This window comes from Paenibacillus harenae, from assembly GCF_030812415.1.
In the GTDB taxonomy this organism is placed as follows: Bacteria; Bacillota; Bacilli; order Paenibacillales; family Paenibacillaceae; genus Pristimantibacillus; species Pristimantibacillus harenae_A.
The window spans coordinates 21,268-37,802 of record NZ_JAUSST010000008.1; the positions used below are offsets into that span (position 1 = coordinate 21,268).

The 16,535-nt window shown below is 53.4% G+C and carries 16 protein-coding genes and 2 pseudogenes; 9 read left to right on the plus strand and 9 right to left on the minus strand.

Annotated features, from left to right (window positions below):
- Positions 1 to 48: 48 nt before the first annotated feature.
- A complete protein-coding gene (locus J2T14_RS25850; RefSeq protein ID WP_307206473.1) occupies positions 49 to 825 on the minus strand; it encodes a 3'-5' exonuclease in 777 nt (258 codons plus the stop codon).
- Between the two features lie 428 nt (positions 826 to 1,253).
- On the opposite strand from J2T14_RS25850, the gene J2T14_RS25855 reads away from it, so the two are divergent.
- From J2T14_RS25855 to J2T14_RS31015, 6 genes and pseudogenes are all read left to right on the plus strand, one after another.
- Positions 1,254 to 1,640: a hypothetical protein gene (locus tag J2T14_RS25855; RefSeq protein WP_307475551.1), complete on the plus strand. Its 387-nt coding sequence runs from the start codon at positions 1,254 to 1,256 to the stop codon at positions 1,638 to 1,640.
- A gap of 3 nt (positions 1,641 to 1,643) precedes the next feature.
- Positions 1,644 to 1,991: pseudogene (locus tag J2T14_RS31010) on the plus strand (MFS transporter); the annotation flags it as partial.
- A 16-nt stretch (positions 1,992 to 2,007) separates the two neighbouring features.
- A complete protein-coding gene (locus J2T14_RS25860) occupies positions 2,008 to 2,412 on the plus strand; it encodes an MFS transporter (protein WP_373458211.1) in 405 nt (134 codons plus the stop codon).
- On the plus strand, positions 2,385 to 2,570 hold the full coding sequence (locus J2T14_RS25865; RefSeq protein WP_307475553.1) for a hypothetical protein: 186 nt from the start codon (positions 2,385 to 2,387) through the stop codon (positions 2,568 to 2,570). Before J2T14_RS25860 ends, J2T14_RS25865 begins: the two co-directional genes overlap by 28 nt.
- A 122-nt stretch (positions 2,571 to 2,692) precedes the next feature.
- On the plus strand, positions 2,693 to 3,397 hold the full coding sequence (locus J2T14_RS25870) for an S-layer homology domain-containing protein (RefSeq protein ID WP_307475555.1): 705 nt from the start codon (positions 2,693 to 2,695) through the stop codon (positions 3,395 to 3,397).
- Between the two features lie 117 nt (positions 3,398 to 3,514).
- Positions 3,515 to 3,763, plus strand: a pseudogene (locus J2T14_RS31015) (FlxA-like family protein); the annotation flags it as partial.
- A 549-nt stretch (positions 3,764 to 4,312) separates the two neighbouring features.
- Here J2T14_RS31015 and pstA read toward each other — a convergent pair.
- From pstA to J2T14_RS25890, 4 genes are all read right to left on the minus strand, one after another.
- Entirely contained in the window at positions 4,313 to 5,233 is a 921-nt protein-coding gene (pstA, locus tag J2T14_RS25875) for a phosphate ABC transporter permease PstA (RefSeq protein WP_307475557.1), read from the minus strand.
- Complete coding sequence (pstC, locus tag J2T14_RS25880) at positions 5,230 to 6,195, minus strand: phosphate ABC transporter permease subunit PstC (RefSeq protein WP_307475559.1); 966 nt, start codon at positions 6,193 to 6,195, stop codon at positions 5,230 to 5,232. Before pstC ends, pstA begins: the two co-directional genes overlap by 4 nt.
- Before the next feature lie 102 nt (positions 6,196 to 6,297).
- Positions 6,298 to 7,149, minus strand: a complete 852-nt coding sequence (locus tag J2T14_RS25885) for a phosphate ABC transporter substrate-binding protein (RefSeq protein ID WP_307206467.1) — start codon at positions 7,147 to 7,149, stop codon at positions 6,298 to 6,300.
- Positions 7,150 to 7,169: 20 nt separating this feature from the next.
- Positions 7,170 to 8,585 (minus strand): stalk domain-containing protein, encoded by a 1,416-nt coding sequence (locus J2T14_RS25890; protein WP_307475561.1) that lies wholly within the window; start codon positions 8,583 to 8,585, stop codon positions 7,170 to 7,172.
- A 211-nt stretch (positions 8,586 to 8,796) separates the two neighbouring features.
- Between J2T14_RS25890 and J2T14_RS25895 the strand changes: the two genes are divergently transcribed.
- Both J2T14_RS25895 and J2T14_RS25900 read left to right on the plus strand, forming a co-directional pair.
- Positions 8,797 to 9,396: an MSMEG_1061 family FMN-dependent PPOX-type flavoprotein gene (locus J2T14_RS25895; protein WP_307475563.1), complete on the plus strand. Its 600-nt coding sequence runs from the start codon at positions 8,797 to 8,799 to the stop codon at positions 9,394 to 9,396.
- Positions 9,397 to 9,444: 48 nt separating this feature from the next.
- The gene (locus tag J2T14_RS25900; RefSeq protein ID WP_307475566.1) at positions 9,445 to 10,683 is read left to right on the plus strand and encodes a multidrug effflux MFS transporter; all 1,239 of its coding nucleotides are present in this window, start codon (positions 9,445 to 9,447) and stop codon (positions 10,681 to 10,683) included.
- On the opposite strand, the gene J2T14_RS25905 is transcribed toward J2T14_RS25900, so the two are convergent.
- The 3 genes from J2T14_RS25905 to J2T14_RS25915 form a co-directional block, all read right to left on the minus strand.
- Complete coding sequence (locus tag J2T14_RS25905) at positions 10,655 to 11,338, minus strand: class I SAM-dependent methyltransferase (RefSeq protein WP_307475568.1); 684 nt, start codon at positions 11,336 to 11,338, stop codon at positions 10,655 to 10,657. The genes J2T14_RS25900 and J2T14_RS25905 overlap by 29 nt on opposite strands.
- Before the next feature lie 176 nt (positions 11,339 to 11,514).
- The gene (locus J2T14_RS25910; RefSeq protein ID WP_307475571.1) at positions 11,515 to 13,263 is read right to left on the minus strand and encodes a sensor histidine kinase; all 1,749 of its coding nucleotides are present in this window, start codon (positions 13,261 to 13,263) and stop codon (positions 11,515 to 11,517) included.
- Positions 13,260 to 14,000, minus strand: a complete 741-nt coding sequence (locus J2T14_RS25915) for a response regulator transcription factor (RefSeq protein ID WP_307475572.1) — start codon at positions 13,998 to 14,000, stop codon at positions 13,260 to 13,262. Before J2T14_RS25915 ends, J2T14_RS25910 begins: the two co-directional genes overlap by 4 nt.
- A 156-nt stretch (positions 14,001 to 14,156) precedes the next feature.
- Between J2T14_RS25915 and J2T14_RS25920 the strand changes: the two genes are divergently transcribed.
- Positions 14,157 to 15,374, plus strand: coding sequence for a DUF418 domain-containing protein (locus tag J2T14_RS25920; RefSeq protein WP_307475574.1), 1,218 nt, complete (start codon positions 14,157 to 14,159; stop codon positions 15,372 to 15,374).
- Here the strand turns inward: J2T14_RS25920 and J2T14_RS25925 are convergent.
- Entirely contained in the window at positions 15,369 to 16,469 is a 1,101-nt protein-coding gene (locus J2T14_RS25925) for a winged helix DNA-binding domain-containing protein (protein ID WP_307475576.1), read from the minus strand. The genes J2T14_RS25920 and J2T14_RS25925 overlap by 6 nt on opposite strands.
- Positions 16,470 to 16,535 lie beyond the last annotated feature (66 nt).

Here is a 16,535-nt window from a genome sequence, read left to right on the forward strand (position 1 = left end):
ATTGTTGATTCTCCGATGCTGTCGTTTCACTCGGGCAGCTTAAGCCCATTAAACGGTTTGGCCGGTCTTGGCTTGCTTCGCCTTCTCCAGCTCCGCGGCAAAATACTGCTGAAGCTCAGCGACCTTCTTCTCGTCTGTCAGAACGATTTTGTCTTTCAGAAAATGCTCGATGAGCACTTCCCATTCGGCAGGCGCCTTGCGTTGGATCATCGTGCGAACCGCGTTTTTCACGAGTCGGCGTTCTTTGGCATTCGTGTACATATCCTTATACTGCTGCTTCAAGTCCATATCCAGATGGTCGAAAATTTTGCGAAGCACCTCGCCGGTCATCCTCGCATCGTCAAGCGCACGGTGGGCGGAGCCTTCCGCTATAATTTCAAGCTCTTGAAGCGCGGTCTCGACGCTAACGTCGTTCGTTACGTTTCGGAAGCGCAAATAGCCTTTGAGCAAATCATAATAATAGAGGCTCGTCCAGAAGCTGTCATCGAGCTTATGCATCCGCGTATCGAGCATGATTCGCTTCATATCCTCGCCGCCCCAAGTGAACAGCAGCAGATCGTCGCTTTGTTTCAGCCAATCGTTGAATCGCGTGATGACCGCTTTGAAGCCTTCGGCCGTGTCGATGTCTTCCTGCTGAATGCCGGTCTTCTTCTTAATGAAGCTATTTAGTTTGGAGAAATAGACAGGTTTAATAAGCGACGAGAATTCATCCTTGAACTGAAGGTTCTCATCCAGGCGTACCGCACCGATCTCGATCACTTCCATAGGAAGCTCGCTGGCGAACTTGCGGCCGTTAAATTCAATATCCAATATAATGTAATCCAAAGTAAGTGTCCCCCGTTCTATGACTCGTGATTCCCATTCTAACAGAAAAGCCCACTATACAGTAATATTGAAATATTGGTCATGAAAAATAGCTGGAAGCAATAGAAATTTCCCCCTGCATAAGAGGATCGTACACCGAGGGGCTGCGCGCTGCAGGTTTATAATGAAGGCGTAGGCAACTTATCCATCAATGGCGGGGTGAATTATCGATGAACATTTCGATCCGCTTTGTTCGATATGGGGGTGTACCATATAGCGCAAATCCTTTATTTGCTCGGCAATCCAGAGGTGGAGCGGGTGACGGGCAAGCTTTATCAGGAAACAAAAATGCTGTAGGAGCGGAGTGAGACGAGCGGCTTCGATGTCGAGGAGCTCGGTACGGGTTTCGTTCGGTTCGCCGGAGGCCTGACGCTCGATATTATCGAGGCGTGGGCCGTCCACATGGGCGCTTCGAGGGCAGCAGCATCGCCGGCTCGAAGGGCGGCGTCCGTTTGCCGAGCGAACAAGCCGACGGGGGCACAAGGCCGTTCACCTTCCATAACACGGTGTGCGATATGGACATGGACAGTACGCTCGATCTGGATATGATGGACTTGCGGTGGCATCGCATTCGCGACAATGAGGATGCGTATGATTCATCCCAGGCGCATTGGATTGCCGCGCTGCAAGGCAGAGTGCCTTTGCTGCCAACGGCTGACATAGCGCTGCGAACGATGCTCATCAGCGAAGGCATTTACTTATCGGATCGTTTAGGACGGGAAGTGACGGCGGAGGAAGCGATCGCTTCCTCGCAATCGACCGCCGTTCAAGTTTAACGAATGGCAGCGAATGTTAAGCATGCGCATCGTACGATTAAAGGATTCAACTTCGTTATCTATGGCGCATTAACGATAAATAGCACTTATTTTGCCCTTTATTTGCAGTCGATCGGCTTCTCAACGCTTGAGATCGGAGCGCTGATGGCGGGAGGACCAATCGTCTCGATCGTCGCGAAACCATTCTGGGGTTACTTGAGCGATCGTTTCCGGAACTTGCGCTTAACGCTAATATTGATGCTGCTCGGCAGCATGATCACTATGCAATTCGTGTTCCTTTCGGAATCCTATACGTTTATTTATGCGTCGATGCTTTTTTTTCTTCTTTTTCCAAATGCCGTTGTTTTCGCAGAGCAACACTTTAATTTTGAACAGCATCGAAGGCACGAACCGGAGCTTCGGCACTTTTCGGCTATGGGGCTCGCTCGGATGGGGGATCATGGCGGTGGCAGCAGGGCCGATTATCGGTCAAATTGGCATCGAGCGGTTATGGATGATATATACGATTATGATGCTGTTCTCGCTGGCCTTTGCTTTCGCGCTTCCGCGCGGAGAGGCGAAGAAGACGGCAGTGAAGGCCGGCAAGGTCAATTGTCGCTCCCTGTTCGCAAGCCGGGCGTTCTTCATCTTCCTGTTCGTCGGGTTAGTGTTATCCATTCCAAATTCAGTGAACAATACGTTCGTTGCCTTGTATATTAAGGAATTGGGCGGGGGAGAAAGCTTGACGCGCTCGTTTGGGGCGGCTTGTCGGGCATCGCGGCCGGCTTCATAGGGGGCGTGCTGTTCGAACAATCGGGAGCGGAGACGATGTACTTCATTTGTGGCGCTTTATCCGTGCTTGGCATAGCGGGCTTTTCTTTGCTCTACGCTAATGTCCGCAGACTGCAAGAGAAAGCGAAGAGCGGCTCGGAAGTGGCCGAAGCGCTGTAGTTTACACAGCCGGCAGATTCCGCAGTCCGGCCGTTCAGCCCATGCAACCTTCGGTTCGCTTTTATCGTTAGGAAGTTGTAAGCTTGCTTACGCCATAACGACCACGAAAGAGGCGGTACATCATGAAGAAACGTTGGAAAAGCGGAATTGCCGGGGCGGCGCTGCTGCTTGCGGTATCCTTCTCGGCGTCGGCATTCGCTGCGGAAGAGGGAGCAGCTGCCGCATTCGGAGATATTGCAGCAAGCTCGAGCAAGGCACAGATTGAGTCGCTGCAGGAGAGAGGCATTGTGAAGGGGATCACCGAAGCCGAGTTCGGGCCCGAGCTAAGCATGACCAATGCCCAAGCGATATCGCTAATCGTTCGCACGACGCAAATCAGCTTAGCAGCTATTGATTTCAAAAAAGCACCGACAGCGGACGGCTACTATACGAAGGTTAGAAATGAGGCGTGGTATGCCGAAGATTTTATTATCGCGCATTATAACGGCCTTGATATACCTGCGGATTTCGATCCGCGAGCTCCGATTACGAAGGAGCAGTTCGTTCACTATCTCGTCCAGGCCGTCGAGAAGACGGGCGAGTATCCGATGGTTAAGATGCTGATCGTCACCCAGGACGAGGAGGATATTACAGCGACTTACCAAGGCACGATTAACCGAGCTTTACTATACCAAATCGTCTCGCTTGACGAGGAGCAAAACTTCAACCCGCAGCATGTGCTGACACGCGCGGAGGGCGCAGCGATTCTGCACCGGACGCTTCAGTTTATAGAAGCGCATCAGGCGCAGGAGCAGCAGCCGGAACAACCGGAGCAATTGGATCAATAGCAAGCAGCATAGGACAACTTAAATCATCCCGACTCTTTTGGCAGCATAGCTGCAGGAGGAGCGGGATTTTTGTTCTTCTCCTAGATTAATCCATAATGTAAAAACGTTGCCGATAAACGAATTTCAGAGTTGATGAAGCAATCCAAGCAACTAAGCGAGCAAATAGGGTCGGTTAATCAAAACAAAAACTTGGATGACAAAATACGTATGGAGCGAGTCAATGCGTTGAAGGAGCAAATCCAACAAATTGAGGCTCAAATCAGCCAAATACGGATGGAAGAGCTAAGCAAACAGCAGAGAAGAAGGATGAAGAGGAAACCTCGAAGCAATATTCTTCTAACGCAAAGTGCGATATGGACGTCGTGATCAAGATCAGTGTCAACTTCGAGCAGCTCAAGGCGATGGAAAAAAACAAGGGGCAGATGGAACGGGAGTCCGGCACGCTACAAATAATATCCGCTCTGACCGGCATTTGTTGGAGATCAGTACGTCCGCAGACCCGGCAAGCAAGGCAGCTTGAAACAGAATTTAGATGAAACCGTGGTTAAGGGCAAACAGTGTTCGATTCATTTTCGGAATCGCTAGAATAGGCCTCCGTTCCATGTTTTCCTCCGGTTCTACAGGGTTATTGTCTCAGTATAATGCAGAGTTGGTTGGTAGGAAACGGAACGGGGCTGTACAAGAAGGGCTATTTTAACCCCCACGGTTATATTGGATTTTGGCATTATAGTATACCGCTATAAAGCAGCATTAAGAGCTATGTTGGATTTCTGCATCATCTTCGAACTGAAGTGCCGTATACGAGGCTTTTCAGCCAAAGTTAGTGCGAGAATCCAACATAGCCTTGGAAATGCCCGCTAACCGGTAAAAGGTAGTGCGAAAATCCAACATAGGCGTTCGAGCGAGGTGGAGCAATTACCGCCGCGTCTTGCGGCTGTTCAGCCATAGCGGGATGCGGAACAGCAGATTGATAAGCAGTACGACGAAGACGAGCACGGCGGCGGCCTTCTGGGCAATCTCCTGCGCGTCGGATACGATCGCTTCGGATTGGACGTACCACAGGTGGACGGCCAGCGTCTCGCCGGGGGAGAACAGGCTGAAGTCCCACATCTCGCCGGAGGTCGTGACGCCAGCGGTGAGGATGATGACCGCGCTTTCGCCGAAGGCGCGGCCGGCGACGAGGCAGATGCCGGTGATGATGCCGTTCAGCGCCGCCGGAATAAGAGCGCGCATGATCGTCTGCAGATGCGTTGCGCCAAGCGCGAAGGAGGCGCTCTTCTGTTCGGCGGGGACGGCGCGGATCGATTCCTCCGTAACACGTGTCAGTACGGGCAGGTTGAGGAAGGCGAGACTGATTGCGCCGCCGAGTATCGTGAGTCCGATCTGGAACAGCTCGACGAACAAGGCGATGCCGAACAAGCCGAAAATAATCGAAGGCACCGATGCCAGCCCTTCCACGCATACGCGCACGAAGCCGATCAGCTTATTGTCCGGCGCGAATTCGGCCAGATAGATGCCTGCCGCCATGCCGAGCGGGATCGAGATGAGAAGCGACAGAAACAAAATATAAAAGGAATTCAGAAGCGTAGGTCCAATACCGCCGCCTTCATCGATTTCGCTAGGCAGACCGAACAAGAAGTCCCACGTTAGCTTAGGAAGGCCGTCCTGCAGGATCAAGTAAAGCAATCCGAAAATAAACGCGATAATAAGGACCCCCGCGGTCCAGATCACACCGGAGAAGAGGCGGTCGTTGATGCGATTAAAGCCCTTGTTGTCGCGCCGAAACGGATTCGAGGCAGTTGCGGCGGTTGCACTCGCGCTAATAGGGTTCTTCATGATACGCGCTCTCCTCTCCGTTGCAGCCAGCGAACGGCTACGATCATCAGAAGGGAAATGAGCAGCAGCAGGAAGCCCATTAAGTACAACGCATAGTTCCATGTCGAGTCGAAAGGAACGTTCGAGATTTGCATGACGATATTGCTCGTCAAGACGGAGGTAGGCTTCAACAGGCTGTCGGCAATCTGCGGCGTATTGCCGATGACCATGACGACGGCCATCGTCTCGCCGACGGCGCGCGCCATGCCGAGTATGACGGCATACATGATGCCGCTCTTAGCCGACGGAAGAAGCACCTTCCAAACAGTCTGGAATCTTGTTGCGCCTAGCGCATAGGAGGCGTCGCTAAACTTGGCAGGCACGGCGCTAATGGCATCGTCGCTAATACGGCTAACGGTAGGGAGTACCATGATCGTTAACACGAGTGCCGCAGCGAGCAGCCCGTCGCCCATGCCTGTGCCCGTAACGTCGCGGATGAGCGGGATAAGTACGGTCAAACCGAGATAGCCGTATACGACCGACGGAATGCCGACGAGCAGGTCGAGAATCGGGCGAAGCGCGTTTTTCAGCCAAGTAGGGACGAACACCGACAGAAAGATCGCGATCATAAGCGAGAGCGGAACGGCAATGAGCAGCGTAAGCGCCGTCAAGGCGAAGGTGCCGAAGATGAAAACAAGCCCCCCGTATTGCTCGTTCTCCGGCGTCCAATCGGAAGAGAAGAAGAAGTCGGCGAACGAGATATGGTTGAACGTAAGCACGCCGGTCCGCAGCATAAGAAACAGGATGAGAACCAGGATAAGACATACGAAGGCCGCGGCCGCGATACAGAGGTAGCGGAACATGCGATTCATTGCGAATAAGCGCGAACGGCGGTCGAACTTTTTGCCGCTGCCTGCCAGCAGCGTACGGCCTAGCTCGGCGCGAAGCGGCGCTTTGCCGGCGGCAGGGTTTGAATCCAGCATAATCAGGGGCTCCTCTCTCGAAAGAGCGGCGGGCAATGCGCATCCATGCGCGTGCCAGCCGCTCTTTTCATGTGCGATTCATTCAAAAGAAATTTGCGTCGTTTATTTCATAGCCGAGATCGGGATGAATTTCAGCTTCTTGAGCGATCCGTTCTGGAACTTCGTGCTTTGCACGTATTTAATGAATTCTTTCGTAGCGCCGGTAGGCTCGCCCTTTGTCATGTAGTAGCCGTAGCCCCACACTTTGTACTTGCCGTTAATGACGTTAGCTTCCGTAGGCGCAATATCATTGATTTTCACGGCAACCATTTTGTCCGTTACGTAAGCAAGGTCCATGTAACCGATGGCGTTAGGCGTCGTTTCGATGGCCGACTTCATATCGCCGCTTGTTTTCACTTCTTTGTAGTTGTCGCCTTTGGTCATGAAATCGGTGCCTTGCAAAGCTTTGTCTTGGAAGTTAACGCGCGTACCGGAGCCGAACGTACGGTTGACGACGATAATATCGGCATCCTTGCCGCCAACCTCTTTCCAGTTCTTGATTTTGCCGGAGAAAATGCCTTGCAGCTGCTTCGTCGTCAAGTTCGTTGCCGTTACGTTTTTGTTCACGACGGCCGCGAAAGGAATGACGGCTACTTTATGTGCGACTTGGCCTTCGAACTTTTTGAAGCCCGGAACGTCCTTGGAAGCGTCCCAGTCTACGGCGCCGATCTGCGCGATCCCTTTGCGAACCGCCTGAGGTCCGGTAATCGAACCGGCTGCCGATGCGGAGATCTTTACTTTCGGGTGAAGCTTCTTGAATTCGTTTGCTGCTTGCAGCGTGAGAGGCAGCAGGGCGGAAGAGCCGTTAATGACAATCTTGCCGCTGAGCTTGCTTGCCGCTTGTACGGCCGTTACCGAGCTGAAGCCGATCACGGCTACGAGCATGGCGATTGTAAGTTGTTTAAACCATTTCATTGAAATTTCCCTCCATTAAATTAGTGAGTAACGTTTTTCCATTGGCCGTTAACCGATACGGCTAGCTGACCGTCGATCAGCGCGGCGAGGTGTCCGTGGCGCGATACGATAATTTCGGATACGCTATCGGATACCGCTCCGATAAGCTTGCTTTCGCCGATTACTGTATCGAACTCGTAAACGGCATTCGTTGAATCATCGTTTGCTGTCAGCAGGTATAGTCTTTCGGCGCCTTGCGCGAGCTGGTATACATCCTTCTGTGCGAATACGCTAGCCGGAGCAGCCTCTGTACCCGATGTAGAGACGGACGCGGCTTTGCCAAGGCTGGCATCGTCTGCCGTTACGCTTACGTAGTATACTTTGGAGCCGTCAGCCGCCAGCTCGATGAACACTTTATCGTCCGTGTCCTTCGTCAGTTGAACCGGCTTGTTGTCTGCCGCAGCGGAATTGTAGAAGTAGACTTGCGCTTCCGTTCCGGCTGCATCGATAGCGACATCGTCCAGTGCAACGTCGACGCTGCTGTCTGCCGTTACTTTCGGTTGCTTGTTGACCGTGTAAGCGAATTTCATGCCATCTGCGGACACGTCGAGGTTCGCTTTATAATCGACTTTGTCTTCAAGCACCTTGGTTACGGTGCCATCGGCCAGGTTCACTTTCGCGATAACCGAGCTTTTGTCGCCTTGCAGGTAGAAGAGGGCTGTTCCGTCTTGCGACCACTGCAGCTCGTTCTTGATCGAGCTGTCCGTGCTTACTTGCTTGGATTCCTTGCTGTTCAGGTCGATCACATACACAGCGCCATTAGCATCTGTGTAAGCTGCGCTTTGTCCGTTCGGCGAAACAACCAAATCCGATGTGTTGGCGGAGGAGAGCAGCAGCTCATACTTGCCGTTAGCGGCGTTCACTAGGTAATCCTCGCGGCCGTTCTCGGAGCTGTTCGATACGATAAGACGGGCACCGCCAGCCCAGACTGCGTGCTCGGCGAATGTCAATTGCTCGACCGTTGCGATGGCAGGGGCATCGGCATCTGCTTCATATGTACCGCCAAGCGCTTCAACCAGTGCGGATGGATCTGCGAATATCGTGTAGTTAACCATCTTCGCGGCTGAAGAAAGCGCGGGTGTCGTGCTGCTAGCGGCAATCATTCCTGCACCCGGGTTAACGTACACCGATTTGCCGTCCAGTGTGAGTGTCACAGAACCGTCAGCCAGTTGCAGGTCTGCGCCAATGGCCTTTGCGAAATCGCGTACGGAGACGAGCGTCGTGCCGGAAGCTTGAATCGAACGGAGAACGGCTGGATTGGCATTCACGAGGAATGTCGTTTGGCTGAATTGGACAGCCTCCTGCTTGACCGGGGTTTGGGCAAAAACAGGATTGACGGCTGTAACGCCGAGAGTTGCCGCCAGCATGGAAACAGCCAGCATTTTTTTCATTTGCATGGAATCGGTCACCTTTCTCATAGTGAAATGGTATAGGTCAAATCTACTACTACGTAAATTTCATATCGATCATAGCAATCATTTATTTTCCCATTATTTTGAAATCATGATGATATTGTAAAAGAGTACCCTCCGAGCATGCGCTTTTACCCTTGAAATAGATTTGATACAATGTGCTTACCTACATAGTAGATGAGAGGAAGAAAACGGCATGAACTACAATCCTTCCGAGGACGAAGCTATCCATTCCATCCAGCAGTTGCAAGAGATTGTCGGCATGCCGCACGAGGCAGTCGTGAAGAAAACGATATCGGTAATCGATGACCATATCCGAGCATACTTGGCGAAGTGCCCATTGTTTTTCCTGGCGACGGCAAGCGGGGAAGGTCTATGCGACGTTTCGCCGCGCGGGGACGAACCGGGCTTCATTAAAGTATTGGACGATAGGACGCTTGCGTTCCCGGAACGTCTTGGAAATAGACGGATTGATTCGATGCACAATTTGTTCGCGAATCCGAGATTGGGCATGATTTGCATACTGCCGGGGATGGAGGAGGTGCTGCGGATTAACGGGAAGGCATCAATCGTTCGCAATCCCTCGCTCATGGAGAGCATGCATCTGAATGGCAGGCCGCCGATATTCGTCGTGAAGGTGGAAGTGGAGGAATGTTTCGTGCATTGTCCGCGCGCGCTTAAATTTTCTAAGATATGGGATGAAGATACGTGGTTGCCGCGTGAAGAAAGGCCGAGTGCAAAGGAGATGTTCGAGGCTCATATTCAGATGAACGGTTATGTCATCGGGAAAGAGTAGATTTGCCCGGCACGCAGGTTTTATGGCAGGGAATGAGGGGATTAATAGATGAATCATACGGAATCCTTGGCAGCGCCTACGCAGCGTGGAAGCCGATTATGGATCGCGGTTGTGCTTGGATCGTTAGCGGCGATAGGGCCGCTATCGCTGGATATGTATCTTCCCGCATTGCCGGCACTTGCGGAGGAGCTCGGCTCGACGACTTCCGCGACGCAGCTTAGCTTAACCGCATGTATGCTGGGACTTGCGCTCGGGCAACTATTCGCCGGTCCGATCAGCGATGTTCGCGGCCGTCGCATTCCGCTAATTATAGGCATCGCTGTATATGCGATTGTATCGGCGCTCTGCTTCTTCGCACCGAACATATGGGTGTTCGTCGGTCTGCGATTCATTCAAGGACTTGCGGGCGCTGCCGGCATCGTTATCTCAAGGGCGAGCGCGCGCGATTTGTATTCCGGCGTGGAATTAACGAAGTTTTTTGCTTTGCTCATGCTTATTAACGGGGCTGCTCCGATATTGGCGCCGATCGTCGGGGCTGAGGTGCTTGTCTATACGTCTTGGCGCGGCGTATTCGCAATATTGGGCGTACTTGGCACTTTCATGCTATTGGCCATCCTGTTCGGGCTCAAAGAAACGCTGCCTCTGAATCGGCGATCAAGCGGAGGCATTCGCAACACGATATCGACGTTCCGCCGTCTCGCCGGAGATCGGTCGTTCATGGGTTATGCGCTGACGCAAGGTTTCGTAATGGCGGCCATGTTCGCTTATATCTCGGGCTCGCCTTTCGTGCTGCAGGAGTTGTTCGGCGTGTCGCCGCGTACGTACAGCCTCATCTTCGGCATGAACGGCGCTGGCATCATTATCGCCAGCCAAGTGGCCGGAAGATTTGCTGGCCGTATCGCCGCGCGCAGGTTGCTCGCGAGCGGACTGACGTTGTCGGCACTCGGCGCGGTGCTGCTGTTGCTGGCTTTATGGACGGGAGCCGGCTTGAAGCTGATCGTCCCGGGATTCTTCCTGCTCGTATCGAGCGTCGGGCTCGTCTCGACGACAACGACCTCGCTGGCCTTGCAGAGCCAAGGGGAATCCGCGGGAAGCGCCTCGGCGCTGCTTGGCATGCTAAGCTTCATTATCGGCGGATTGGCTGCGCCGCTCGTCGGCATTGGCGGGAATGAAACGGCGATACCGCTTGTCGCCGTAATCGCGATTCTTGTGGTTGCCGCGTTTGGTTGCTTCCGCTTCCTGGCAGCCGTGCCGGGGGTTAAATCTTCTGAGCGAAAAACACGTTAAACTCATGATGGCGGTAGACGGCATCGACATTCGCAAAGCCGACTTCCAACAGCCAATCGATCTGGTCGGACGCTTTGGCGTTTATGTCCTGCTTCCGCCGTTCGATCGACGCTTCGATCGCTTCGATCGGGAGGTCGGTAGCGTGGACGGCTTGCTTCCACAGCTCCATGTAGCGTCGATCGATGGCTGGCGTCATGCTTTCGGCCTGATCGGCGTTTATGAAGAGGCCTCCGTCCTTCAACAGGCGGAAAATCGTTCGGAACAGCGATTTTTTGTCAGGATGGGTCAAATGATGAATGGACAAGGACGAGACGACCGCATCGTAGCTTTCCGCTTGCTCATAAGGGTAGTTCAAGTAATCTGCCGTTATATAGGTCACATTCTCATAAGAGGCAAGTCTGCGGTGGGCTTGGCTTAACATGTGCTCGCTGAAATCGATCAAGGTGATATGGGCCTGCGGGTACTTCGCCAATACGAAGGCGGATAACAGGCCAGTGCCTGCGCCAAGATCGATGATGCTAGGCCGAGGCGTATCAAGCTCCAGCCATTGAACCGCCGTGCCGTAGAAGTCGTCGAAACGGGGGATAAGCTGGCGTCTCTGCTGGTCATATTGTTGCGCGACGGCATCGAATTGCTGTTTGACGATGTGGTTCATGTTCATGTGCCTCCCTTGTTATTGTTAAACCCATACTACTCAGTCAACCGCCTCTTCGGAAATATATAAAAGTTATATCATTTATAGGTTTTAGCTATAAGTAGCCCTTGAAGGGAGGAAGAGAGCCCGTACGGACCCTCTTCCCATGCTCTGTTTTTTCAAGACTTTCGGCAAAGTTACGACGACGTCGTTGCAAAGTAAATGCTGATCTCCGTACCCGTTCCGAGCGTTGATCGAACTTCAATGCGCCCGTGATGGGCTTCAACGATCATCTTCGCGATGCTCATGCCGAGACCGGAGCCGGCGGACGATTGTTCGGTATTCGTACCGCGATAATAGCGATCGAACAGCTTGCGGCTCGTTTCCTCGTCCATCCCTTGTCCGTTGTCCGCTACTCTAATATACGGCTCGCCGCCCAGCATGCCCGTTGTGACGGTGATCGTTATACCCGGTCGATTATGATTCACCGCATTTGACAGCAGGTTATCCATGAGCCGATGAAGCCAAGTTGCATGGCCGACAATCGGAATGGGGAGCTTGTCGTCCTCGTACACGAACTCATATCCTATTAATGTTGCATCGTTCACGTACTTGAGCACGGCTCTGCGGATCAGCTCGCCTAGCTCCAGCTCCTGCCGCTCCACGGCCTCCGAATGATGCTTCAACTGGTACACGTGAGAGAAATCGGTCACAAGCTCCAGCATGTAGTCGCCTTTCTCGCGAATCACTCGTCCCATCTCGCGAAGCTCCTCCCGATTCCACTCGGAGGAAGGACTCTCCAATATATAGCCATAGCCTTGAATGGCAGAGAGCGGCGTTCGCAAATCATGGGAGATGCCGCTCATCCATTCCTCGCGGGTTTTCTCCAGCTCGGCGCGGTCTTTCTCGGTCTGAGCCAGCTTCTCGGCCATGCGATAGAACGACTGAATGACCTCTCTATACAGACGGTAATGCAGCCGCAGTTTGCCGTTCTTGCGGAATACGCGCCGCCTGTCGCGCGCTGTCAATACTTCCTCGTACTGCCCTTGCTCCATGCGCTCGAACCAACCTGTGAACATGATGAGCGGTTGACCGTAACGGTAGCCGTGCCACATCGTAATGCCAATGGAAAGAAGTAAAAAGACGGCGCCGATCGCAACGAATAGACGAATGATATCTACGATGACGGGTTGCTGCTTGAGCGCTCCCGGATCCATCGGCGCGCGAACGATCCACGTCGGCGACCGGCCGTCATGCTGATAGACGGTAATCGCAGCGTCGAATTCGCCCGGTGCTTGGCGCATAGCCAGCACTTCGAGCGGCGCATAGCTTTGTACGGACGGGTCGGTAGATGCTTCGCCGACCCTTTGTATGATTTTGCCCATGCGATCGATGATCGTTAGGGTGCTCCCGGCCTCCTGCAGCTGAGCATGCAAATCCGACAGATGCTCTTCGGCGACAAGCCCGTTCTTCTGGTAGCGGTCGAACCAGCCTTTCAGCAGCTCAAGCTGTTCGGTTTCGTAACCAAGCATGAACAGAATAGGAGACGAATACGTAAGATCGAAAGCGGTCTCTATCGCAAAATGCCCATATTGGCCCGAGTCCGAAATCGTCAGCAGTTCCGCCGCCGAATAGGCATGAGGCTGCATGGCCTTGGTGTTCATGTCAAAGATGACTTTCCCGTTCTCGTCGACAACCTGCAGCCAAACTTGATGCTCGGCAATGAACTTTTTCCAATGGGTAGGAAGCGTCACGACGCCGTTTTGGTAGTACGTTTCGGAGATGATAGAATCCAGCGCGCCTGCGGGAAAGTTACGCTTAATCTCGTTGTTGGACATGTGATTGTACAGAAACATGAAGAAGACGAGCACGGCTACGAGCAGGAAGACCGAATAAATAATGAGCTGATACGTAAAATGGAATGCCATCCTTCGCCTGACCTTCATACGCCTGTCTGCTCCTTCGATAATTTGTATCCGAGGCCGCGGACGGTTATTAGATGATTAGGCACACTCGGGTCAAGCTCAATGCGCTCGCGAAGGCGGCGGATGTGCACCATGACCGTATTGTCGTCCCCGAGCCCGTCCATTCCCCAGACCGATTCATAGAGCTGCGCCTTTGAGAAAACGATGCCCGGATGCCTGCAGAAGTGGAGCAGCAGCTGGAATTCCTGCGCGGGACAAGGGACGGCGGCACCGCCGACCAGAAGCTCTCCTGCGGCTTCGCTTAGTTGGAAGCGTCCAAAACGATAAATCGTTGGAGCGGATGCTTGAGCTTTCGGCGGCAGTTCTCTCGGAAAGGATGTGCCCGTCTCCTCGATCCGCCGCAGCCGCGCCTTGATGCGGGCCGCAATCTCGAGCGGATTGAACGGCTTCGTAATATAATCGTCGCCACCCATCGCGAAGCCTGTTAATATATCTAAGTCGGAAGCTTTGGCTGTCATGAATAAAATATGAGGGTTGCCGAGGGCTCTGATTTTCGGGCACAGCTCAAGACCGCTGCCGTCCGGCAGCATAATATCGAGCAGCACTATATCCGCTTCGTGGCGTGCGATCGTATCCAGCGCCTCCGCGCAGCTGCCGGCCGCATGGATATGCTGGAAGCCCTCTTTTTGAAGCACAAGCTGAACCATTTTTACAATGGAGGGCTCGTCATCGACGATAACGATTCGATGCGTGTACATATGGAAATCCCGCCTTTGAGTAATCTATATGGCTTCATGCTAGCATATAAACCTTAACGGGAGTTGAACGAATTTGGAAAAATTAAGGTGATGTTACAGTGCTGTTATCCGGATGTTCAAAATAGCGTATTACAATTGGTCCGAGGTGATAAGAGAATGGATAATAGGTTGGAAACGGGAAGCCGCGTGCGAATGATCGATACGATCCGCGGATTTAGCCTGCTTGGTATTTTAATTTCGAATATGCTTATTTTCCAGTATGGGATTTACGGCAAGGATGAGATGGAGCACTTCGATCCTTCGAAGCTGGATGCGATGACACATAAGCTGCTTACTGTTTTCGTGGAAGGAAGTTTCATGCCGATCTTCATGTTTCTGTTCGGGTACAGCTTATTCAAGCTGAGAGAAAGCTTGGTTCAGCAAGGACTGAGGCAGGGGCCGGCGCTCGTTAGGCGCTTTCTGCTGCTGATCGGTTTCGGCATGCTGCATAGCGTGCTTTTGTGGGAAGGAGATATTTTGCTTGCCTATGGCGCAACGGGGTTCATATTGCTCTTATTCGTCAATCGGAAGGTGAAGACGCTGCTCGTCTGGGGTATCGCGTTAAGCACGGTCATGCTTCTAATTGGTTTTCTGCCGGATGAAGAATCGACGGGCGCTACTTCACGGATGAATGAGTATGTGGAACAGTCGATAGCGGTGTATGGCGAAGGCAGCTATACGGAAGTCATGGATTTTCGGCTTAACGAGGATCCGCTGGGGCTGCCGCTTGGCGTGATGCTGGCGTCGGTTGCGCTAGCGCCGCTGATGCTGCTGCCGATGTTCTTGTTCGGCATTGTCGCGGCGCGTAAGCAATGGTTTCACAATCCGCTTCGGGAAAGGCGCGCGAATGCACGTCTTGCGGTGTTGTTCGTGCCGATTGGATTAGCGCTGAAAGCGGTCGCCGTATGGCAAATATCTTCCTCATGGAGCTTTGCTTTCATTGCGACAGGCGGGCTGGTGCTTGCGCTCGGCTATATCTTCACAATGGCCGCCGTACTTGGTTCGATATCCAAGAGTAATGTTGTCGTGTCGGCTTTCCAGGCTATAGGGCGAATGTCGATGACGAATTATATTATGCAGACGGTCATTTGTACGACGGTCTTTTATGGCTACGGTTTAGGATGGTTCGGCGATATCGGCGTGCTGAACGGCTTGTTGCTCGCCTTGCTGATTTATAGCGTGCAGGCGGTCGTCACCAGCTTCATGCTGCGTTCGTTTAAGAACGGACCATTGGAGCGGCTGCTGCGGATGTGGACCTACCTGACGTTCAGCGGCAAGGCGCGGACGGCTAGAGGACCTGGTGCAGGCGAGCAGGAGCAAAGCGTTCATTTATAGGAAAAGAATGGTGTGCCGGCAATCCGCGCCGGTCGCAAACTCGAGCAGTTTCTCGCCTTCCTGGATGAGTGCGGCTCGTTCCGCTTCCGTTGCTAACGGCTCGAAGGGCTGGATGCCGAGAGTGGCTTCGCCTTTGCGTTGTTCCAGCTTCCATAGTCCTCGTACAAAGCCGTCGATGAGGAAGGTCGATCGGATAATGCCGTTGACCGTGAAGACGAGCGGCTTGTACTTCTCATCCATAATGCGGCTGCGGTCGGCATAGGAGAGCAGCATGTTGTCGAATTCGGACAAGAAGCGCGGGGGAGCGGGCGTATGCCCGTCAGGCAGCGGCGCATCCGGCACGTCGAACAGCTCCACTCCTCGCTCGTCGCGGAAAGTTCGCAAGGTGGGACGCAGCCGTTCGATCGTTTCTTTAAGTTTGCTCATGCCCGACCATACTTGCATATCCTTGATGGAGGCAGGACCATAAGCAGCTAAGTAGCGCCGGAGCATGTCGTCCGGCGCTGCATCCGTTTCCAGCGGCTTGCCGAGCCAAGCTTCGGCAGTCGTGTGGCAGGCTTGGCCGCCGGCGCCCCAGACGCCGCGCGGCGTCACCTGCACGAGCGGCAGCAGATTGCGGGCGGCGTTTGCCAAGTCCGCCTTATCGTAGCCGGGCAGCTTCTCCGCGAGGAGCTTGCCGAGCTCGTCGAGCGTACGCGGCTTCTCTTCCGTGAGCGCCCGCGCGCGGGAGAGCAGTTCTTGGCGCTCTGCGTCGATGAGGCCGCTGCGAATCGCGCGGTGAAGACTGCTCTCCAGCATCGGCTTCAGAATGGTGCGGAATGAGAGGCAATCCTGCGCAGTGACGAGATGGATCGTGGAGCGGTGCAGCACGATGCGTACGACTTCCCGATCAAGCAGCAATTGCGACAGCTGCTCCTGCTTGAAGTTCTCGAGCCGCGTCCAGAGCGCATAATACGGCGGCTCTTGCGCTTGCGCTTGAATGGCGACCAGTCGCCGGATGGCTTCGAGCGGGGAAATGCGCTCCCTCTGCAGCAGCATTTGTCTCGCGAGAAGCGCTCGGTTCAGCTCTCGCTTGCTGAGTGTCCTTATACTCATCGCTAACCTTCTCCTCTATCTTCGAACTCGATATGACTAGTATAGACTTGATTATAACGGCCGAAC